A 21505-nucleotide genomic window follows, 5' to 3' on the forward strand; every position below is an offset into this window, starting at 1 on the left:
AACTACAGCTTTCCCTGTTCATTATAATAGGTAAGCAAAAGTAAAAAAAGGTAAAAAACAGTCAATTTCAATATTTCATTATATACGATACCCAAACTAAATTACAAATTGCTAATTGGATTTTATAACTTTAGTTTTGACAGAAAAATGATTTAGAAAATGATTGGATTTTTCTTTTTTATATTTAATTCTGCTTAATTGTTTTATGTTTTAATGGTTTGCAAATTTATTAGATAATAATTGCAAAATAAAGGTTTTGTTTTGAAAAAATGTAACAAATAGAATAAAAATAGTAATAATTGTCAGTTTTTAAATTGTTTCGAAATGAAAGCTTTTATGAATTATATGGGCTTTTATGTACTTTTTTACAACGCTATTCAGACTTAATAAAACATCTCAATACTACGACATCCAAAAGGTTTAATTTTATTAAATTTTATGAATTTTAAGAGGAAAACTGAATAGTTCGCAAGAATGAATTTTAAGAGTTAATCTATTTTCTTTACCCAAAAAAATGACTAAATTTGACTTTCTCCATTTTTTACTTTTGAAATATCTCATCACACATAAAATCAGAGGTTTATGTTGTGGATAGTTTAGATTTGGAGCAATTTAAATTTTGATTTTTCTATAAAAATATATGTATTTAATATTCGATACCGAAACAACCGGATTGCCAAAACGCTGGGACGCACCCATTACCGATTCTGATAACTGGCCGCGCTGTATACAAATCGCCTGGCAGCTGCACGACGAAATGGGACAGCTCATCGAACATCAGGATTATTTGGTAAAACCAGACGGATTTAATATTCCGTATGATGCCGAACGTATTCACGGAATTTCTACCGAGTTGGCAGAAGCGGAAGGAATTACGCTTGCTGAAGTTTTGGAAAAATTCAATATCGTATTAAGCAAAACCAAATTTATCGTTGGACAGAATTTAGGTTTCGACGTGAATATTATGGGCGCTGAATTTCATCGAATGGGCGTTGATTCTCCTATGAGTTCTATGCCGGTTCTGGATACCTGTACCGAGGTTACAGCTTCATTATTACAACTTCCGGGAGGTCGTGGAGGAAAATTTAAACTTCCGACCTTAACAGAATTACACAGTTATCTTTTCGATAAACCTTTCGCGGAAGCGCACAACGCAACCGCCGACGTTGAAGCAACTACACGATGTTTCCTGGAATTGGTAAGAAGAGAAGTTTTTACAAAAGAAGAGCTGGATGTTCCGAAAGAATATTTTAGAGAATTTCAGGAAAGAAACCCACAGGAATTTCCTTTAATTGGTTTAAAACACATCAACTTAAAAGCGGCTTCTGAAAAAGTCAGGGAGCAAATCAAAGCTTTACAGGTTGATGATACGCCGACAGTAGTTTCAGAATCTGAGAAAGCCGATTTTAAAGCAGCAAAATTTGCGCATTTACACAATCATACCCAGTTTTCGGTTCTTCAATCTACAATCGGAATCGGAAATATCGTTGCCGCTACCGCCAAAAACGGAATGCCGGCCGTTGCCATGACCGATACTGGAAACATGATGGGAGCTTTCCATTTTGTGAGTGCGGTTATGAATCACAATAAAGCAGCTTCAGGAAAAAATAAAGCGTTGGTGGATGCCGGAGAAGAGCCAACAGAAACTGAAATTAAACCAATTGTTGGCTGCGAATTTAATATTTGTGAAAATCATTTAGATAAATCCAAAAAAGACAACGGATATCAGGTGGTGTTACTGGCTAAAAATAAAGCCGGCTATCACAATTTGGCTAAAATGGCTTCTATAGCCTACACGGAAGGATTTTATTATGTTCCCAGAATTGACAAAAAAATTGTTGAGCAATACAAAGGGGATATAATGGTTTTGTCGGGGAATTTATACGGAGAGATTCCGAGTAAAATCCTTAATATCGGTGAAAACCAGGCCGAAGAAGCTTTGATCTGGTGGAAAGAGCAATTTGGTGAAGATTTCTATCTCGAAGTTATGCGCCACAATCAGGAAGATGAAAATCGTGTGAATAAAACGCTGATTGAGTTTTCGCAAAAACACAATGTAAAGCTGATTGCGACCAACAATACTTATTATTTAAATAAAGAAGATGCCAACGCACACGATATTTTGTTGTGTGTAAAAGACGGTGAAAAACAGGCAACGCCAATCGGACGTGGACGTGGTTATCGTTACGGACTTCCGAATCAGGAATATTATTACAAGTCGGAAGAAGAGATGAAAAAACTCTTTGCTGACCTTCCTGATGCCATAATTAATATTCAGGAAATTGTGGATAAAGTAGAAGGATATTCACTTTATCGCGATGTATTGCTTCCAAAATTTGATATTCCGGAGGAATTTGTAGTTCCTGAAGATGAGGCAGATGGGGGAGTTAGAGGTGAAAATAAATATTTGAGACACCTTACAATGGAAGGGGCCAAAAGAAGATATGGCGAAATTACAGAATCCATTCAGGAACGTTTGGATTTTGAACTTTTAACCATTTCGAATTCGGGATATCCGGGTTACTTTTTGATTGTACAGGATTTCATTGCCGAAGCCAGAAAAATGGATGTTTCTGTTGGTCCGGGTCGTGGATCTGCAGCTGGATCTGCGGTTGCTTATTGCCTCGGAATTACCAATATTGACCCGATTAAATACGACTTACTTTTTGAGCGTTTCTTAAATCCTGACCGTGTATCGATGCCCGATATTGATATCGATTTTGATGACGAGGGTCGTGGACGTGTAATGGATTATGTAATCAATAAATACGGTCAGAAACAGGTGGCGCAGATTATCACTTACGGTAAAATGGCAACCAAATCGGCAATTCGTGATACGGCACGTGTACTGGATTTACCCTTATTTGAAGCGGATAGAATTGCAAAACTGATTCCGGGAATGATGCCGTCCAAATGGAATCTGGCACGTTTTATTTCTGAAAGTGAGGACGAGGTTAAAAAAGCCCTTCGCTCGGACGAATTTGATAATGTCAAAGAATTAATTGCCATTGCCAACGAAGGTGATTTGGCCGGAGAAACGATTCAGCAGGCAAAAATTCTGGAAGGTTCGATGCGAAATACGGGAATTCATGCCTGCGGGGTAATTATTACGCCTTCGGATATTACAAATTATGTTCCTGTTACAACCGCAAAAGATTCTGATTTATATGTAACCCAGTTTGACAACTCGGTTGCAGAAAGTGCGGGATTGCTGAAAATGGACTTCTTGGGTCTGAAGACCCTAACCCTGATAAAAGATACCGTTAAACTGGTAAAATACAGAACGGGAATTGACTTGGATCCGGATACTTTCCCGATTGATGATGAAGAAACGTATGCACTTTTCCAAAGAGGAGAAACGGTTGGAATCTTCCAATACGAGTCACCCGGAATGCAGAAATACATGAAAGACCTGAAACCAACGGTTTTTGGAGATTTAATTGCCATGAATGCACTTTATCGCCCGGGTCCTTTAGAATACATTCCTTCATTCGTTCGAAGAAAAAATGGCGATGAAGAAATCAAATACGATTTAGATGCCTGTGCCGAATATTTGTCTGAAACCTACGGAATTACAGTTTACCAGGAGCAGGTAATGCTTTTGTCTCAGTCTTTGGCAGGATTTACAAAGGGTGAGGCCGACGTTTTGCGTAAAGCGATGGGTAAAAAACAAAAAGACGTACTGGATAAAATGAAGCCGAAATTCGTGGAGCAGGCAGCTGCCAAAGGCCACGACGCCAAAGTGCTGGAGAAAATCTGGAAAGACTGGGAGGCCTTTGCGAGTTACGCCTTCAACAAGTCACACTCCACCTGTTACGCATGGATTGCATATCAAACGGCTTATTTAAAAGCGCATTATCCTGCAGAATATATGGCGGCGGTACTTTCTAATAATATGAATGATATTAAGCAGGTTTCCTTTTTTATGGAAGAATGTAAACGTATGGGTCTACAGGTTTTAGGACCTTGTGTAAACGAATCGTACTATAAATTTACAGTAAATGATGATTATGCAGTTCGTTTCGGAATGGGAGCGATTAAAGGAGTGGGATCAGGAGCTGTAGAAACCATAGTAGCAAATAGAAAAGACGGTCGTTATAAGTCAATTTTCGATTTAGCAAAGCGAATTGATTTGCGTGCTGCGAATAAAAAAGCAATTGAAAATTTAGCACTTGCCGGAGGTTTCGATTCATTTGAAGGAACAACCAGAGCACAATATTTTCATGATGATGGCGACGGAATTACATTCTACGAAAAAGCCATGCGTTACGGATCGAAGTTTCAGGAAAATGAAAATTCATCGCAGGTAAGTTTGTTTGGAGAAACCAGCGAAGTACAAATTGCTGAACCTGTTGTGCCGCCGTGTGAAGACTGGAGCACCATGGAAAAACTGGCGAAAGAAAAAGAAGTGGTCGGAATTTATATTTCCGGACATCCGCTTGACGATTTTAGATTTGAGATGAAATACTTCTGCAATGCCCGACTGGAAGCATTAAAAAGTATGAACGAATATGTAGGGAAAAATCTAAATTTTGCCGGGATTATCAATAACGTTCAGCATCGTGTGGCCAAAAATGGAAAAGGCTGGGCGGTTTTCAATTTAGAAGGATATGATGAGAGTTATGAGTTTAAGATTTTTGGCGAAGAATATTTAAAATTCAGACATTTCCTGATTCAGAATAATTTTGCTTATTTAAAGATTGTGATAAAAGACGGCTGGGTCAATCATGATACCGGCAAAAAATCAGATCCAAGAATGCAGTTTGTAGAAATCAGACAGCTTCAGGATATTTTAGAATCTTTTGCGAAGAAGTTAATTGTGCTGTTAAATATTCAAGATTTACAGGCTGAATTTATTCACAGACTAAGTCATTTATTCAATGAAAATAAGGGAGATAATTCGGTGACATTTGAAATCATGGAATTAGAAAAAATAAAACGTCTTGTTGAGGTTGAAACACCAACCGATTTTGAACCTGAGGACGCTGTTTTTGAAGATGAAAATGAAGGCGAAGATGTGGCTCTCGAAAACACCAAAGTTCAGGAAGTTAATGAAGTGGAAGAGATAAAAGTAGTAACCAAATTAACTATGCCGAGTCGTCGTTTAAAAGTAAGAATCTCAACAGAATTATTGCAGGAATTAGAGAAAATGCAGATTAACTTTAAATTGAACTAAAAAATTAACAGTTAAAATTTAAACAGATGTTATTTTTTTTAGTTAAAAATATGCATGCATAATAGTTTTTTAGTAATATTGCGCAAAATTACAACGTTTTCGTACCAAGTCTAACCTTGCAAACTTTAAGATGATGTTAAAATATTCTAAGTTTGTATAAATTAATCAAATCAGAATTATGAAAAAGAACCTATTTTTATTAGGATTATTAGTTTGCTCTATGGCCACAATGGCGCAGACAACAGAAAAGCCAGAGAGCTGGTATTTTAAATTAGGTGGGTCATACTTTTTGCAAACTGCTGCAACAGAATTTCCAACTGTTTCAGGCGCGTTACCAAATACAGATGTATATGCCGCAAATGGAACAACTTTAATTTCGAGAGAAACTAATCATGGTTCTTTTGGAGAAGGTTTCCGTTCTGGTATTACTGCCGGATATCGTTTTTCTCCACGTTTAGGTGTGGAGGTTTCTGCTAATTACTTTAGCAGTGCAAGTAAAACTATGGTTGAAACAACCAATAGATTAGTTGCAGCGGGACCAACTTTTGCAACTGGTAAAGCAGAAGGAAAAATTCGTGCTTATGATATTGCTCCTGCACTTGTACTGTTTTTAGGAGAAGCACACGGTTTTGAACCATATACAAAAGTGGGAGTTATTGTTCCGGTGCACGGTGATTTAACAATCGAAACAACCAGAGCATATACTAATCCGGCTGGAGTAACAAACACTTATACAAAAGATGTTGTTAAACCAAATCCAACCGTTGGATTCTTGGCTGCTTTGGGTACGTCATATAAGTTAGGAACACATATTTCTTTATTTGCAGAATTAGAGTATCGTAACTTTACAGTACATGGAAAAACAAAAGAAACTGAAGTATATACTGAAAATGGTGTAGATAAATTAAATACAGCAACAGCTTTCCGTCCAGATGCTTCATATTCTGCAAATCATACTAAATATGTGGAACAAATTAATTCAACATCTAACAGTAAGGTAACTAATGCTGCTGGTTTTGATAATACAAGAGCTACAGATGATATTAGTTCTTATGTTGGAATTTCAGGTCTTGGTTTGACTTTCGGTCTTAAATATAGCCTATAATTTTACTCCGTTTTATAGTTTACAAAAAAGAGGATATTCAATTGAATATCCTCTTTTTTTATTAGTCACATCAACTTGTCAAAGTTTTACACTTGGACAAAGTTTTTTTTCAATTGCCTGCTGATTTATCGGGAGGCAGTTTATTTTGAAGCCGCTCTAAATTCCTTCAAAACTTCATCAATAACCCAGGTTGTTCTGGCACCGGAAATTCCTTTTGATGGTGCAGCATTTTCCTTACCCAAAAGCTCAGCCATAACAGTTTCTATAAACGGCTGCTGAATATGAAGTGGGTTTTCTATTGCAATACTTTCTTTTTCTCCATTTGCATATTGAATATGAACAGGGTCATTTCCAAAAGTTGAAAATGAAATTTTACCTTTATCGCCTACAATTTCGGTATTATCATAACGTTCAAAGCTTGCAAAATTCCAGATTCCGGAACCGTGAATTCCGTTTTCGAATAAAAATGACATCGAGACAGCATCTTCTGCCGGATATGCCTTTAATTGCGAAGTCGCATGTCCACGGACAGATTGTATCGGACCTAAAACAAAGTCCAGAAAATCTAAAGTGTGACAAGCCAAATCAACAAAGATTCCACCTCCGGAAATATGCGGTAAAACAGTCCACGGAAGATTGATTTCGTCGTCGTAACGTTCCTCAAAAGGATGATATAAAACACAATTGACATGTCTTATGGTTCCCAGTTTTCCACTGTCAATTATTTCCTTTATTTTTAAAAAACGAGGCAAAGCTCTTCTGTAATAGGCGACAAACAAGGGCACATTATGCTCTTTGCAAACGCTGATCATTTCATTACATTCTTCAAAAGTCAGCGCCATTGGTTTTTCGACATACACGGGTTTTCCGGCTTTGGCGCATAAAATAGTATATTCTTTATGAGAAGATGGGGGAGTCGCAATATAAACAGCATCAACCTCAGGGTCATTAATCAAATCCTGTGCATTAGAATACCATTTCGCAACGTTATGACGTTTGGCATAATCTTCGGCAAGAGCCGCATCTCTTCGCATCACAGCAACTAAAGAAGAATTGGGTATTTTCTGAAAAGCTGGACCACTTTTTACTTCTGTTACATTTCCGCAGCCGATTATTCCCCATCTAATATTTTCCATTCTTTGTTTTTTAGTTATTCAAATTTAAGGATTGTTTAAAAAAGGTTTGCCACGAATTGGACAAAATTTTCACGAATTATTATTTCACGCAGATTTTGCAGATCTGCGCAGATTTAATATAAATCTGTATCAATCAGCCAAAATCATTTTAAATCTGCGTGAAATAATAATTTGTGTAATTCGTGGCAAAAAAAAATAGCCACAAACTCACAAAAATAATTCGTGAATTCGTGGCTAAAAAAATTTTAAAAGTCTTATTTCTTAGGCAAGGACTTAAAACCCATATTGTAAAGAGTAAACGCCTGAATGTCTACATTCTCCTGGATAGTTGCCGCAACAGATTTTCCTGCTCCGTGACCGGCTTTTACATCGATACGAATTAGAACCGGATTATCTCCTGATTGTTTTTCCTGTAATTCAGAGGCAAATTTAAAACTGTGTGCCGGAACTACACGATCATCGTGATCTCCTGTAGTTACCATAGTTGCCGGATATTTTGTTCCCTTTTTAACATTGTGAACAGGCGAATATCCTTTTAAATATTCGAACATTTCTTTGTTATCCTGAGCAGTTCCGTAATCAAAAGCCCATCCTGCGCCGGCAGTAAATGCGTTGTAACGAAGCATATCCATAACGCCAACTGCCGGAAGCGCTACTTTCATTAGATCAGGTCGTTGTGTCATTGTAGCGCCTACTAATAAACCTCCGTTCGAACCTCCGCGAATAGCAAGATAATCAGAGGACGTATATCTCTGAGCAATTAGGTATTCCGCAGCAGCGATAAAATCGTCAAATACATTTTGTTTTTGCAATTTTGTACCTGCGTCATGCCATTTTTTTCCGTACTCACCGCCACCTCTAAGATTCGCAACGGCGTAAACACCTCCATTTTCCATCCAGACAGCGTTCGCAATGCTGAAAGCTGGTGTTAAACTAATATTGAATCCGCCATACCCGTAAAGAATAGTTGGGTTTTTGCCATCTAGTTTTGTTCCTTTTTTATACGTAATAATCATAGGAACTTTCGTCCCATCTTTTGAAGTATAGAATACTTGTTTTGATTCGTAATCATCGCTTTTGAAATCGACTTTTGGTTTCTGATAAATTTCAGATTTTCCAGATTTAGGTTCAAAAGAATAGATGCTTCCCGGTGTAGTATAATTTGTAAAGCTGTAATATAAAATTTTCTCGTTCTTTTTTCCGCCGAAGCCTGCCGCAGTTCCAACAGCCGGAAGGTTGATTTCGCGTATTAGTTTTCCGTTATAATCATATTGTTTTACAAGAGATACAGCATCTTTTGTATAATTGGCAAAAAAGTATCCCGCCCCGGTTGATGGTGCTAAAACATTTTCGGTCTCTTTAATGAAATCTTTCCAGTTTTCCATTTTCGGATTACTGGCATCGACTGTAACAACACGTCCGTTTGGCGCTTTATAATCGGTTTCAATAAATAATCTAGTTCCCTCATTTTCAATAATGGAATAAGAATTTTCAAAATTATCTACAATGGTAACGATAGGACTGTTTGCTTTTGTTAAGTCTATAATATACAATTCGTTTCCGTAAGTAGAATTGGCAGCAGTAATAATAAGGAAACGGTTGTCCTCTGTAACATAACCGCTAACATATCTTCTTTTTTGGTCTGCGCCAAAAATTACTTTATCGTCTTTCTGAGAAGTTCCTAATTTATGAAAATACAATTTGTGCTGATCTGTTTTCGCAGATAATTCGCTTCCTTTTGGCTTTTCATAACTAGAGTAATAGAACCCTTCGTTTCCATGCCATGAAATCCCGCTGAATTTTACATCAACCAAAGTATCTTCCAGAACTTTCTTAGAAACAGCATCAATAATAATCACTTTTCTCCAGTCACTTCCTCCTTCAGAAATAGAATAGGCTGCTTTATTTCCGTCTTTAGAAAAATCCAGACCGCCAAGAGAAGTTGTTCCGTCTTTAGAAAAAGTATTCGGATCTAAGAAAACTTCTTCTTTACCATTTTGATCTTTTCTGTAAATCACAGACTGATTTTGAAGTCCGTTATTTTTAGAATAATATGTAAATTTTCCTTCCTTAAACGGAGCACCGATTTTTTCGAAGTTCCAAAGCGTTTCCATTCGTTTTTTAAGTTCATCGCGAAACGGAATTTTATCCAGATAACTATATGTAACCTCATTTTGAGCTTTTACCCACGCTCCGGTTTCAGCAGATTTATCATCTTCAAGCCAGCGGTAAGGATCGCTCACTTTGGTCTCAAAATAAACATCGACGGTTTCTCCTTTTTTAGTTTGGGGATATTGAATTTTATTTTGTGCAAACGAAATTCCTGCAGTTGTGATTGCCATTATAAGAAATGTTTTTTTCATATTTAAATTTTGTCGGTTGTAACAAAAATAGCACTTTTTGTTGTGAAAAATCAAGGCGGAAAAAATAAACTATATAAGTATATAAGTTCATTTAATAACGTGATGTTATTTTTTACTTAAAGGGCTTATATGGTTTAAAAATGTTACAGATTAAAATTTACTCCAAGCACGATATTTCTTCCAATATTCGGAATACCGTCAGTCTTTAATCTTGAAAGGTGTGCAATATATTTTTTATCAAACAGATTGTTTCCGTTTAAGTTAAGATCAAAGGCAGTTTTTCCCAGTTTTACGGTTCCTCCAAATCCTAAATTTACTAATGTGTAACCTTTAGAAGCCGTTTCAAAACCGCTTACATTATCTTGACTGAAAGTCGAAGAAACATTCAGCGAGGCAAAACCTTCGCTTAAGAAATTTTTGATATTGAATTCTGTTCTTAAAGTATTGTTCCAGTTATTTGCCGGAATTAAAGGCAGATAATCTTTGTTGTCTTTTTTACCGGTTACGGTTTCAAAACTCGTTTCAAAATGCAGCCAGTCTAGTGGATGCGGATGAAAATGCAGCCCAACCTCTCCTCCGTACAATTGGGCATTGTCCTGAACATAAGCAAAAACATCATTGTCGTCTAAAACGTCTCCGGTTGGAGAGGTGTAGATATAATTGTTTACGTGATTGTAAAATCCGTTTACGAAAAATTCAAAGTGCGTGTTTTTGTATTCTAAATTTAAATCAGTTTGAACATTTTGTTCGGTTTTTAAATTCGCATTTCCAATTTCGTAGCGATTTGTTCCTTCGTGAACGCCATTAGAAGTTAATTCAGCTAGGTTGGGTGCTCTAAATCCTGTTGCAACATTTAGTCGAAGTGTAAGCGGTTCTGCCAGTTTGGTTTTGTACCCTAAAGAAGCATTAAAACTGTCAAATGATTTGTCTAAAGCCTGAAAGTAACCTTCTTCGCCTTCTGTTCCGTGTGCTATTGAAGTTATGTTTCTGTTATCAAAACGTACGCCGGCCTGGATAACGCTGTTGTCCCATTCGTAATTGGCTGTTCCAAAAACTCCAAAATCGTTTGTTGTTGCATCCGGAATCAGGTATTCTTCTCCGGAATTTTTATTGGTCTGATGCATTCCCTGAACACCAACAATTGTTTCAAATTTTCCGAATTTAGGAAGGTGGTATTTTGCATTATAATTAAACGTATTCAGTTTCATGTGCAAAGACGCTTCGTTGCTGTCTTCAAACTCACTTCTGTCATTCGAAATATAACCTAAATCAACATCCAGTTTAGAGTTTTCAAAAAAGATAACATTATTCAGACTCAATAGATGATTAAAAATTCCCTGTCTCGGAAATTGAGTGTCCTTGCTTGAAGATTGTTCTGCAATTCCATCTTCAGGAATTCCGATATCCAGTTTATTGTAATTGTATCTTAATACACTGGAAAAACTCGAGTTGCTGTAGCCAATTCCCGTTTTAAAATCGGTTTCGTTGTAACGTGAATTTGTCACGCGGTCACCATCTGCAATTTTATAATCAGAGTGCGTATTATAGCTTCCACGGGCCAGAAACTTCCAGTTGTCTGTAGATGTTTTTAATCCGATAGAAGAATTACTTCCCTGTGTATTGGTGAAATATTTTTGACTGAAATTGGCTGTGAAATCTCCTGCATCAGCAAATTTCTCCGGGTTAAAATACAAAACGCCTCCCAAAGCATCAGAACCATACAATAAGGATGCAGGGCCTTTAATAACTTCGACACTTTCAATTCCGGCATCATTTAAACCTAAACCATGTTCGTCTCCAAACTGCTGGTTTTCGATACGGACACCTTGCGAATAAACCAAAACGCGATTACCGCTTAAACCGCGAATTACAGGTTTCCCGATTGAAGTTCCCGTAGAAATTTGAGAAACTCCGGGAATCGTAGCCAAACCTTCAATTAATGTTGAGGTTCCTTTTTGCTGTAATGTTTTAATGCTTTCATGCTCAATTTTCATTACGTTTTGCGATTGCAGTTTGTTAAAAGGAGTAGAAACTACAACTTCGTCCATTTCCAGAATAGATTCTGCAAGAATAATATCAAGTGTGTTTTCTTTTAGTAATTTCTGAATTGTATTATTCTGATTGGCATATCCGACAAAAGAAAAAGCCAGACGAAGGCTTCCGTTTGGAAGATTATTCATTTGATATTTTCCATTTTCATCCGTTGTAGTTCCTTTATGTAATTCCGGTGCATAAACAGAAACTCCAGGCAATGGCTGATTCTGAGCGTCGGTTACCGTTCCCGAAACCGAATTTTGGGCACTAAGCAGGCCCGAAAACCCTAAAATAAGGGCAATTATTATTTTTTTCATTTGAAAATGAGACTATAAATTAATTTGAATTTTCTTCGAATAAAAGACCAATGAACAGCAAAGCATTCTAATCCCGGTTTATAAAGAGATTAGGAAACTGAATGTTACTCTGGAATTTTAATGAAAGAATTAGTTTTTTTCGAATATCGAAACCTACGAAAAGATAACTGAAGGAGGTCCCCGTAAATAACAGGAAGTCGTTGAAACAGAAAAAATCTTCTCTGAAAAAGGGAAGAAATAGGGAGTTTCTCGGTTAAAAGAGTGAAATTGAAATTGAAAAATTTCGGGAGCAATGTAACTTTCAAAGGCAAAATTACAAACAAAACAAACCTCAAAATCATGATGCTGGTGGGTAATTTCACCACTTGGATCACTGTATTTATGATGACATTGTTTCTCGGAAAGTTGTTTTGCAATATGCTCATAACTGTGTATGGACTGAAACAATATCGAAAATAATATTGTGACAGCAAAAGAGAAACTTAATATGAGCTGCTTTCTTTTCATGCTTCGCAAAGGTATAAAACATAAAAAGAAAAACAGATTAAATTTTTGACTTCAAATAACGATTGCTGAAAATAATGTAATAAAAAGACTTTAAAGCATTAAACAGAATAACTGGATAGAAATATCATCTAAACAAAGCATTATATTATATTTGTATATAAAATAAACAGACAGCGAAAACCGTTTATTTAAAAATACCTAAAACCAAACCTTCACATGCGTATTATATACAATTGCTTATTTTTACTGACTTGTTTCTACTCTTTTGCCCAAAATGAAATTAAGCCCGAGATAAAACCATTGGTTAAGATAGATTCTTTATATCGGGAAGATCAGTTTTATTTTTCGATTACCTATAATATGTTTACGGATGTTCCTGAAAATTTTAAGCAGAATAAATTTTCTCTCGGACTTTCGGGCGGATTTCTTCGTGACATGCCGCTTAATAAAACGAGAACTGTTGCCATTGCAGCCGGTTTAGGACTGAGTTATCAAAATTATTATCAGAATATCAATATTTCCCAGGATGCTAATGGTGCACTTATATATGGAGTAAATAGTTATGGCGAATTTGTTTCTAATCGTTACCGACAGTACTCTGTAGAATTGCCTATCGAATTTAGATGGCGTAATTCTACTTTTGAGAGTTCTAAATTCTGGCGTTTATATGCCGGAATAAAAATGAGTTATGTCTTTTCGAATTCCTCTATTCTTGATGATGGGGAGAAGACTTATAAAATCAATAATAATCCGGATATTAATAAATTTCAATACGGACCTTATCTTTCTGCGGGTTACAATACCTGGAATCTTTACGTTTATTACGGGTTAAATCCGTTGTTTAAATCTGCGACAACCCTTTCGGGAGAAAAGCTAAATGTGAGAACACTTAATGCAGGATTGATTTTTTATATTTTATAGCCACAAATACAGAAAAAGCAACTGAGGCATGATACCGACAAATAATCCAATTAAAATTTCTCTTGAGGTGTGCGCATTCATTTCTAAACGGGAGGACGCTACAATTCCCGACAACAAAATAAACAATGCCGGCCAATACGGATTATGCATTTGAAGATGAATATTTAATCCGATTATAAAAATGGCTAATCCCGAAATGGCAACCATGTGTAAGCTTGCTTTGATTTTAAAAAGCACAAAAACCAATGCCAGAATAGTGCTGAACAATGCTCCGAGAAAAAAGAAATGCAGTTCGGGATAACGCGTGATTACAATGCTTCTTTTAACCAGCAAAATATATAGAAAACACTGTAAGACCAGAGGAATAGTACGCTCTGAGGTTTGACTCAGCATAATCGATTTTACATAACCCGTTGATCGTAATAATAAGTAGAACAAAACCGGTACAATTACATTGATCACTAAAATCTGTATTAAAACAAAATATTTTTCCTGCGTACTAAATATATCTTCTTTATAGTAGAGATAAAATAGTGTTGCATACAGCGATATGAAAATCGGATGTAATATATAGGAGAATATGGGAAGTAACTTTTTCAAAACGCAAAAATTTGTGGTACCAAACAAATATAACTTTTTGCCACGAAATACACGAATTTTAACATAATTTACAATAGCCATTTTCGCAGCAGATTATTTGATTACAAAGCATTATTCGGTTTCTTCTAAAAATAAATTAGTGAAAATGGGCGTAATTCGTTGCGAACTCTGACGCTTTTCTGTGTGTAATGTTTTAATTTTGAAAAAAAGAAATTTCTAAATGAGTCTAAATGTAAAAAGCCTTGTTTCTGTTCTAAATGCTGAATGGATGGGCCAAAATGAAGATGTTTTTATCGATCATATTTCAATTGACAGCCGTTCACTGCAAAACGGATCGGAGACTTTATTCTTTGCCCTGAGCGGGGTAAACAATGATGCGCATTTATTTATTTCTGATCTGATGGAAAACGGTGTTCAGAATTTTGTTGTTCAGTATATTCCGGAGCAACTTAAAGAAAAAGCTAATTTTTTAGTGGTAGCAAATACGCTTGAAGCACTTCAGAAATTTGCTGCTTATTACAGAAATTTGTTCCATTTTCCGGTTATCGGATTAACAGGAAGCAACGGAAAAACCATAGTAAAAGAATGGCTGAATTTTTTATTAAGTCCCGATTACAATATAATCAGAAGTCCAAAAAGTTACAATTCTCAGGTTGGCGTACCGCTTTCGGTAATTGCCATTAATGAAAAACACAATCTCGGAATCTTCGAAGCAGGAATTTCGACGGTTAATGAAATGAGTAAACTGGAAGAAATTATTAAACCCAACATAGGAGTTCTTACGAGCATTGGTTCTGCACACGACGAAGGTTTTGAAAACCCAGAACAGAAAATCAAAGAAAAATTGGTTTTGTTTAAAAACGCTTCAGTTATTATTTATCAAAAAAACGCAAAAGTTGATGGGTATTTAAATGAATTTAAAAACACAAAACTTTTTTCGTGGAGTTTTACAGATCAGACTGCAGATGTTTTTATAGAAAAAAAAGAAAACAAAAACGAGCACACTTTTATTCAATACCATTATAAAAATGAAGTTTTTAGTTTAGAAATTCCTTTTAATGATCTGGCTTCTGTAGAAAACAGTATTTCGTGCTTGCTGGTTTTATTACATTTCCAATACGATCAGGAAACTATTCAAAACAGAATTAAGATGCTTTATCCGGTTCAGATGCGTCTGGAAGTGAAAAACGGAATTAACAATTGTACTATAATTGATGATAGTTATAGCTCCGATTTTCAATCACTTAAGATCGCATTAGATTTTTTAGAAAGTCAGAAAATTAAAGCAACGTCTAAAACAGTAATTTTATCAGACATTTTTCAAAGTGGTTTTTCTAACGAAGAATTGTATTCTAAAGTAGCACAATTAATTTCAGACAATAAAATAAACCGTATCATTGGTATTGGATCAACGATTTCATCCTTTTCGGATAAATTTAAAAACAGTACAATGTTTGACAGCACAGCAGATTTTATTGCTGAGATTGAGAACCTGAATTTCCACAATGAAACCATTTTAATAAAAGGGGCAAGGTCATTCAAATTTGAAGAAATCGTTTCTCTTCTCGAAGAAAAAACGCATGAAACGGTTCTCGAAATTAATCTTGATGCCATTAGCCAGAATTATAATTATTTCAAATCAAAACTGAATGCAAATGTCAAAATGATGGCAATGGTAAAAGCATTTGGTTACGGAAACGGCGGTTTGGAAATTGCAAAATTGCTTGAACATCATAAAGTAGATTACTTAGGTGTGGCTTTTGCCGATGAAGGAATTTTGCTGAAAAACGGCGGAATAAAACTTCCCATTATGGTTTTAAATCCCGAATCGACCAGTTTTCCTTCCATCATTCAATATGAATTAGAACCTGAAATCTATAGCATAAAAGGATTAAATGCATTTTTGAAGATGGCACGCGAAAAGAACTTAAACCATTACCCGATTCATATTAAGATTGATACGGGAATGCATCGTCTGGGTTTTGAAGAAAATACACTCAACGAACTAATTCAGACTTTAAAAGGAAATTCGGACGTTCGTGTTCAAAGTATCTTGTCGCATCTGGCAACAAGTGATGATCCGAAACATTATGGTTTTGTCAATCAACAAATTGCCTTGTTTGAGAAATTATCTTCAGCATTAATTAGAGAATTAAATATCGATCCGATTCGTCATATTTTAAATACTTCCGGAATTAGTAATTTTCCAAATGCACAATATAATATGGTTCGTTTAGGAATTGGTTTGTACGGCGTGTCAAATGATCCCGCAGAACAAAAATACCTGGAAAACGTGGGGACTTTAAAATCAATTATTTCTCAGGTTCGCTCCATTCCTGCCGGCGATAGCGTTGGGTACGGACGAAGATTTATGGCAGAAAAAGAGACTAAAATTGCCACAATTCCAATTGGTTATGCAGACGGAATAGCAAGATTGTGGGGTAATGAAGTTGGTTTTGTGACCATAAAAAATCAAAAAGCCAAAATTGTAGGAAGCGTATGCATGGATATGTTAATGGTCAATGTCACCGAAATAGATTGTAAAGAAGGTGATTCTGTAATTATTTTCGGCGAAAGCCCAACTGTTATAGAAATGGCAGAAGCTTTAAAAACCATTCCGTACGAGATTATGACCAGTATTTCGCAACGTGTAAAAAGAGTGTTTTTTAGGTAATTTTTTTGCAACATATAAGTTATAAAAACTCATTTTTTCCGGACTTTCTTATAAATTATTATGTGGTAAAGCAATTTTTCTTAGTGATTTTAAGGAAAATTACGTATTTTCGATATTCATTTATTTAAGAACTAAACAAATCAGATATGGGATTTTTTTCAGAATTTAAGGCATTTGCAATGAAAGGCAATGTAGTTGACCTTGCTGTTGCTGTAATTATTGGAGCTGCTTTTGGTAAAATTGTAAGCTCATTTATTGAAGACGTAATTACACCTTTAGTATTAAAACCAGCTCTGGATGCAGCTCATTTGTCTAAAATTGAAGATTTAACAGCTTTTGGTGGCGTAAAATACGGGATGTTTCTTTCTGCTGTTATAAATTTTTTAATTGTAGCTTTTGTTTTGTTCCTGATTATTAAGGGAATAAATAGTCTTAAAAAGAAAGAAGAGCCGGCTCCGAATAAGCCTGCAGCACCAACTCAGGAAGAATTACTTACTCAGATTAGAGATCTATTAAAAAATAATAAAGTATAATACCGCTACACTAAGTCTAACGTAACCGTCTCTTACAAGACGGTTTTTTTACAATTTGTTTAATTTATAACATTTTGTTATTTTTTGTGAACAACCTTGTGGAGACTTTTATTATACTTATTTTTGCCTTACAAAATAGATTATTGAATTATTTAAAAATATAAAAATGAGAATTGCAGTTGTAGGTGCTACCGGAATGGTTGGCGAAGTAATGCTTAAAGTATTGGCAGAAAGAAATTTTCCTGTTACAGAATTAATTCCTGTTGCATCTGAAAGATCAGTAGGGAAAGAAATTGAATATAAAGGTACCAAATACAAAGTAGTAGGTTTACAAACAGCTGTTGATATGAAAGCAGATATTGCTGTTTTCTCTGCTGGTGGAGATACTTCATTAGAATGGGCGCCGAAATTTGCTGCTGCGGGAACAACTGTAATTGATAATTCATCGGCCTGGAGAATGGATCCAACTAAAAAATTAGTGGTTCCGGAAATCAATGCTTCTGTATTAACTAAAGAAGATAAAATTATTGCAAATCCAAACTGTTCTACCATTCAAATGGTGATGGCTTTGGCGCCTTTGCATAAAAAATACAATATTAAAAGAATTATTGTTTCGACTTACCAATCCATCACCGGAACCGGAGTTAAGGCAGTAAAACAATTGGAAAATGAATATGCTGGTACACAGGGCGAAATGGCATATAAATATCCGATTCATAGAAATGCGATTCCACATTGCGATAGTTTTGAAGAAAACGGATACACGAAAGAAGAAATGAAACTAGTTCGTGAAACTCAAAAAATTCTTGCGGACAATACCATCAGAGTAACAGCAACTGCAGTTCGTGTTCCTGTTGTTGGAGGTCACAGTGAAGCAGTAAATGTGGAGTTTACAAATGATTTTGATGTAAACGAAGTTCGTGAAATTTTACACCACACAGATGGTGTAACGGTTCAGGATAATTTAGATACCTTTAATTATCCGATGCCATTATACGCTGAAGGAAAAAATGATGTTTTTGTTGGAAGAATTCGTCGTGACGAAAGTCAGGAAAACACATTAAACATGTGGATTGTTGCCGATAACTTAAGAAAAGGTGCCGCAACAAACACCATCCAGATTGCCGAATATTTAATTCAGGCAGGTCTGGTATAATATCTGAGATTAAATAAAATTGTTATAAAGGAAAAACCGTAATTACAGAAATGTGATTACGGTTTTTTTGATTTATAAATTAGATTCAGAAAAATTATTTCTTTTTGATCATTTCCTGCGCACAAGTAAATCCAACTTTTTGAACTAGATCTCCGTTTTTACGATCTTGCAGGTCTGCTGGTCCAATTTTTTGTTCTTTCAATTTGGTTATAACACAATCTGCCAGAAATTCGGCTTTGTCGCTGCTGACAGCACTTTGTTTAAAAGAGCTTTTTAAAATTTCTTTATATTGTTTTTCTGTTTTTGGAGTCCAATTATTCGATAATTGTGTGTTTTTAATATTTTTAGAAACACATTCTTGAGCACATTCTTTTCCAAATTGTTTCATTAGGGCTACATTTTCAGGTTTTTGAAGATCATTCATTTGAATTTTTCTAGCCTTGATCTTTTCAGTCGAACAATCAGTAATATAATTTATCTGTTCTTCAGATAAGATGCCTTGTCCTTTTTTTAAAATTCCCTCTTTCAAGCCTTCTTTAAATTCCTTTTCGTTTTCGGGAGTCCATTCGTTTTTGTTGCAGGAGAATAATGTTATTGCCAGTAAAGCAATGCTAATGTAATTGAAAAATTTTTTCATTTGGTTATTTAATTTTACTATTGTAGAGAATTTAGTTCTCGTTTGTGGTAAAATTATTAGAGAGTGGCTTATGATTAAGCCAGTAAAAGACATTAAACTAATAGGATAAGCTATTTGTTTTTTACAAAATTTTAAAAGGAACTACTTTTTTCATTTCGAGGTAGAAATGATCAAATTCATTGTCTTTGTTAGGTTTCTTAATATATTTCCCGTCGTATCCAATTATGAAATTTACTCGTTTTTCAACAACAGAATTTCCAGAAGTGGTAGCTTTTGTGTTAGCATAGATTTGTTTCTTTTCAATGACTAAAATTTGATTGGCCTCAAAATCGTAGATAAGCTCTGTGTGATCAGCTTCTCCGTAAATATTTATTTTACAGGATTTAATTTCGTTTCCCAAATATGTTGCATTTGCTTCGGCTCCTTCTTTACTAATTCCCTTTATATCGTATGCAATTGTACTCTGTCTTTTTTCAGGTACTCTTTTTTTCATAAAGTTGCTGATTGGCCGCATCGTGTATTTTTGAGTGCTTGTATTGCATGAAAGTATTGTAATTAAGCAAATTACAAGAGCTAATAATGTCTTCTTCATTGAACTTTTTCTGTTAAAAGTGCAAATATACTTACAAAATAATGGTCTGCTTCGATTGATGTCTTATTCTATTGTAATTAGGTCTTTTTGTGGCTGGGGCTTTTTACGTTTAGCGAAGATAGAGTAATACCAAGTAAGTATATCCATTAAAAGAGCTTAATGGAGAGTTTAAATCTACAAGTTTATTTGCGCCATATCAGAGAGAATCGAGTAGTAGCGGTAAATACTTAGATTTATTATTAAGAGAGTTTTCTCTGGATGATCTAATCCAAAAATATTAAAACAAAAAAAGCGAGAATTAATAATTCTCGCTTTTTTATATTTTAGTATTCGGGAGCTAGTTCCAACTCCAAACCTTCAAGTTCTGTAGTAATTGGAATCTGGCAACCCAAACGGCTGTTGGCTTTAACATAAAAGGCTTCTGAAAGCATGGCTTCCTCTTCATCTCCCATTTCGGGTAATGCAACATCGTTTAAAACATAACATTGGCAGGAAGCACACATTGCCATTCCGCCACAGGTTCCTTCAACAGGAAGTTCGTATGCTTTGCACAATTCCATTATGTTCATTGCCATATCAGTTGGAGCCTGTAATTCATGTACAACTCCTTCTCGATCTTTAATCTTTATTAATACATCCATTTTGGTTATTGGGATTTTATTATAGAACTTGAAAACGTGTTCAATTCTTTGTTAGTTTTAACTCTTTTCTTTTAAGCTAAAGGCATATTCTTTGCGATTTCCATCTTTCTGACGCATTTTTACGCCAATGATATTACCGCCTTTTTCCAGTATGGTTACCAGGGCAATAACAGAATAATAGTCTTTGTCAGATTGAAATATTAAAGTTCCCTCGTAAGTAGAATTCAATATTCCTTGTTTGTCCGTCTGAGCGCTAAGTTTTCGCGGATGCGAAAAATCGGCAGAACTATAAGTTGCCTTATTGGTAAACTTTGCTTTTCCTTCGCAAAGGTCATATAAAAAATCATAATTGCCAATTCTCAAAGCACCTTCTTCAGTCTTCCCATTCGTAGAAAAAATTATTTGTCCCGAATATTGAAAGTCCGACCATTCTTCAGCTTCACTTACCCAGGCTTTGTCAGCAAAAAGTGTTTGGCCCTGCTGTGCATTTACGGCGCTTACAAACAATAATAAAAAAAGAGCGTAAAAGTTTCTCATAAGTTTCAGGATTAAGGATTTAGTTTACAAATTTAATTTAAAATGTAATAAATGTGTAACCAAAACTCTTAAAACTTTGAGTTCTTTTTTATGAATATGATAAAAATGATTGCTTTTTGAAGGCTTTTTTATGATTTGTTTAAAGAAATCGTAATAAGGATTATTATTCTTGTTAATACAGAATCAGACTTAGGCCAACATTTTACTTTTGTTACATAATATTTACCACTGTTTCAATTTGTGGTGCGTACTTTTTTATTGTAGTTTCAACTCCGGCTTTTAAAGTCATCTGATTAACACTGCAGCTAATACATGCGCCTTCCAAACGAACTTTTACATGCTTATCGTCTTCAATAGAAATCAAAGAAATGTCTCCACCGTCAGATTTTAAAAAAGGTCTTATCTCATCTAAGGCCAATAAAACATTATTGGTTAATTCTTCTGTTGTCATATTTTTTTTAATTAGAAAATTGTCAATTAGAAAATTAGATAATCCATTCATTGTCTAATAATCTCTTTTTCTTATTATTTATTTTGATTAGAAATTTGTTAATTAAATATTTATCCAATTGACAA

General features: G+C 35.1%; 15 protein-coding genes. 6 read left to right on the forward strand and 9 right to left on the reverse strand.

Annotated features, from left to right (window positions below; all coding sequences use genetic code 11):
- Positions 1-640 precede the first annotated feature (640 nt).
- Positions 641-5176 carry a DNA polymerase III subunit alpha gene (gene dnaE / locus ABEB31_RS04270; protein WP_347050107.1) on the forward strand — a complete coding sequence of 1512 codons (4536 nt, stop codon included), beginning with the start codon at positions 641-643 and terminating at the stop codon, positions 5174-5176.
- A gap of 178 nt (positions 5177-5354) precedes the next feature.
- Positions 5355-6281: an outer membrane beta-barrel protein gene (locus ABEB31_RS04275; protein ID WP_347050108.1), complete on the forward strand. Its 927-nt coding sequence runs from the start codon at positions 5355-5357 to the stop codon at positions 6279-6281.
- Positions 6282-6421: 140 nt separating this feature from the next.
- Here ABEB31_RS04275 and ABEB31_RS04280 read toward each other — a convergent pair whose 3' ends face one another.
- The 3 genes from ABEB31_RS04280 to ABEB31_RS04290 all read right to left on the reverse strand — a co-directional run bounded on the left by ABEB31_RS04280 (position 6422) and on the right by ABEB31_RS04290 (position 12131).
- On the reverse strand, positions 6422-7417 hold the full coding sequence (locus ABEB31_RS04280; RefSeq protein ID WP_347050109.1) for a Gfo/Idh/MocA family protein: 996 nt from the start codon (positions 7415-7417) through the stop codon (positions 6422-6424).
- A gap of 254 nt (positions 7418-7671) precedes the next feature.
- Positions 7672-9780 (reverse strand): prolyl oligopeptidase family serine peptidase, encoded by a 2109-nt coding sequence (locus ABEB31_RS04285; RefSeq protein WP_347050110.1) that lies wholly within the window; start codon positions 9778-9780, stop codon positions 7672-7674.
- Positions 9781-9923: 143 nt separating this feature from the next.
- Positions 9924-12131, reverse strand: a complete 2208-nt coding sequence (locus ABEB31_RS04290; protein ID WP_347050111.1) for a TonB-dependent receptor — start codon at positions 12129-12131, stop codon at positions 9924-9926.
- A gap of 723 nt (positions 12132-12854) precedes the next feature.
- Here ABEB31_RS04290 and ABEB31_RS04295 point away from each other — a divergent pair.
- Positions 12855-13559 carry a porin family protein gene (locus ABEB31_RS04295; RefSeq protein ID WP_347050112.1) on the forward strand — a complete coding sequence of 235 codons (705 nt, stop codon included), beginning with the start codon at positions 12855-12857 and terminating at the stop codon, positions 13557-13559.
- Here ABEB31_RS04295 and ABEB31_RS04300 read toward each other — a convergent pair.
- Positions 13554-14159, reverse strand: a complete 606-nt coding sequence (locus ABEB31_RS04300; protein WP_347050113.1) for a hypothetical protein — start codon at positions 14157-14159, stop codon at positions 13554-13556. The genes ABEB31_RS04295 and ABEB31_RS04300 overlap by 6 nt on opposite strands.
- Positions 14160-14379: 220 nt before the next feature.
- Here ABEB31_RS04300 and ABEB31_RS04305 point away from each other — a divergent pair, with 220 nt between their 5' ends.
- From ABEB31_RS04305 to ABEB31_RS04315, 3 genes are all read left to right on the forward strand, one after another.
- Positions 14380-16833 carry a bifunctional UDP-N-acetylmuramoyl-tripeptide:D-alanyl-D-alanine ligase/alanine racemase gene (locus ABEB31_RS04305; protein WP_347050114.1) on the forward strand — a complete coding sequence of 818 codons (2454 nt, stop codon included), beginning with the start codon at positions 14380-14382 and terminating at the stop codon, positions 16831-16833.
- A gap of 146 nt (positions 16834-16979) precedes the next feature.
- On the forward strand, positions 16980-17366 hold the full coding sequence (mscL, locus tag ABEB31_RS04310; RefSeq protein WP_347050115.1) for a large conductance mechanosensitive channel protein MscL: 387 nt from the start codon (positions 16980-16982) through the stop codon (positions 17364-17366).
- 166 nt (positions 17367-17532) lie between these two features.
- Entirely contained in the window at positions 17533-18522 is a 990-nt protein-coding gene (locus ABEB31_RS04315; protein ID WP_347050116.1) for an aspartate-semialdehyde dehydrogenase, read from the forward strand.
- Positions 18523-18616: 94 nt separating this feature from the next.
- Here ABEB31_RS04315 and ABEB31_RS04320 read toward each other — a convergent pair whose 3' ends face one another.
- The 5 genes from ABEB31_RS04320 to ABEB31_RS04340 form a co-directional block, all read right to left on the reverse strand.
- Complete coding sequence (locus tag ABEB31_RS04320) at positions 18617-19159, reverse strand: hypothetical protein (protein WP_347050117.1); 543 nt, start codon at positions 19157-19159, stop codon at positions 18617-18619.
- A gap of 121 nt (positions 19160-19280) precedes the next feature.
- On the reverse strand, positions 19281-19652 hold the full coding sequence (locus ABEB31_RS04325) for a hypothetical protein (protein WP_347050118.1): 372 nt from the start codon (positions 19650-19652) through the stop codon (positions 19281-19283).
- Between the two features lie 422 nt (positions 19653-20074).
- Positions 20075-20392 (reverse strand): 2Fe-2S iron-sulfur cluster-binding family protein, encoded by a 318-nt coding sequence (locus tag ABEB31_RS04330; protein ID WP_347050119.1) that lies wholly within the window; start codon positions 20390-20392, stop codon positions 20075-20077.
- 57 nt (positions 20393-20449) lie between these two features.
- Entirely contained in the window at positions 20450-20929 is a 480-nt protein-coding gene (locus ABEB31_RS04335; protein ID WP_347050120.1) for a hypothetical protein, read from the reverse strand.
- Positions 20930-21140: 211 nt separating this feature from the next.
- Positions 21141-21380 (reverse strand): NifU family protein, encoded by a 240-nt coding sequence (locus ABEB31_RS04340; RefSeq protein WP_057116000.1) that lies wholly within the window; start codon positions 21378-21380, stop codon positions 21141-21143.
- Between the last annotated feature and the right edge of the window lie 125 nt (positions 21381-21505).

Source organism: Flavobacterium olei, assembly GCF_039749035.1.
GTDB classification, from domain to species: Bacteria; Bacteroidota; Bacteroidia; order Flavobacteriales; family Flavobacteriaceae; genus Flavobacterium; species Flavobacterium olei.

Bases quoted from the DNA above. Each gene is read 5' to 3' on its own strand.
- dnaE (WP_347050107.1), top strand. From the start codon at position 641: ATGTATTTAATATTCGATACCGAAACAACCGGATTGCCAAAACGCTGG.
- ABEB31_RS04275 (WP_347050108.1), top strand. From the start codon at position 5,355: ATGAAAAAGAACCTATTTTTATTAGGATTATTAGTTTGCTCTATGGCC.
- ABEB31_RS04280 (WP_347050109.1), bottom strand. From the start codon at position 7,417: ATGGAAAATATTAGATGGGGAATAATCGGCTGCGGAAATGTAACAGAA.
- ABEB31_RS04285 (WP_347050110.1), bottom strand. From the start codon at position 9,780: ATGAAAAAAACATTTCTTATAATGGCAATCACAACTGCAGGAATTTCG.
- ABEB31_RS04290 (WP_347050111.1), bottom strand. From the start codon at position 12,131: ATGAAAAAAATAATAATTGCCCTTATTTTAGGGTTTTCGGGCCTGCTT.
- ABEB31_RS04295 (WP_347050112.1), top strand. From the start codon at position 12,855: ATGCGTATTATATACAATTGCTTATTTTTACTGACTTGTTTCTACTCT.
- ABEB31_RS04305 (WP_347050114.1), top strand. From the start codon at position 14,380: ATGAGTCTAAATGTAAAAAGCCTTGTTTCTGTTCTAAATGCTGAATGG.
- mscL (WP_347050115.1), top strand. From the start codon at position 16,980: ATGGGATTTTTTTCAGAATTTAAGGCATTTGCAATGAAAGGCAATGTA.
- ABEB31_RS04315 (WP_347050116.1), top strand. From the start codon at position 17,533: ATGAGAATTGCAGTTGTAGGTGCTACCGGAATGGTTGGCGAAGTAATG.
- ABEB31_RS04320 (WP_347050117.1), bottom strand. From the start codon at position 19,159: ATGAAAAAATTTTTCAATTACATTAGCATTGCTTTACTGGCAATAACA.
- ABEB31_RS04325 (WP_347050118.1), bottom strand. From the start codon at position 19,652: ATGAAAAAAAGAGTACCTGAAAAAAGACAGAGTACAATTGCATACGAT.
- ABEB31_RS04330 (WP_347050119.1), bottom strand. From the start codon at position 20,392: ATGGATGTATTAATAAAGATTAAAGATCGAGAAGGAGTTGTACATGAA.
- ABEB31_RS04335 (WP_347050120.1), bottom strand. From the start codon at position 20,929: ATGAGAAACTTTTACGCTCTTTTTTTATTATTGTTTGTAAGCGCCGTA.
- ABEB31_RS04340 (WP_057116000.1), bottom strand. From the start codon at position 21,380: ATGACAACAGAAGAATTAACCAATAATGTTTTATTGGCCTTAGATGAG.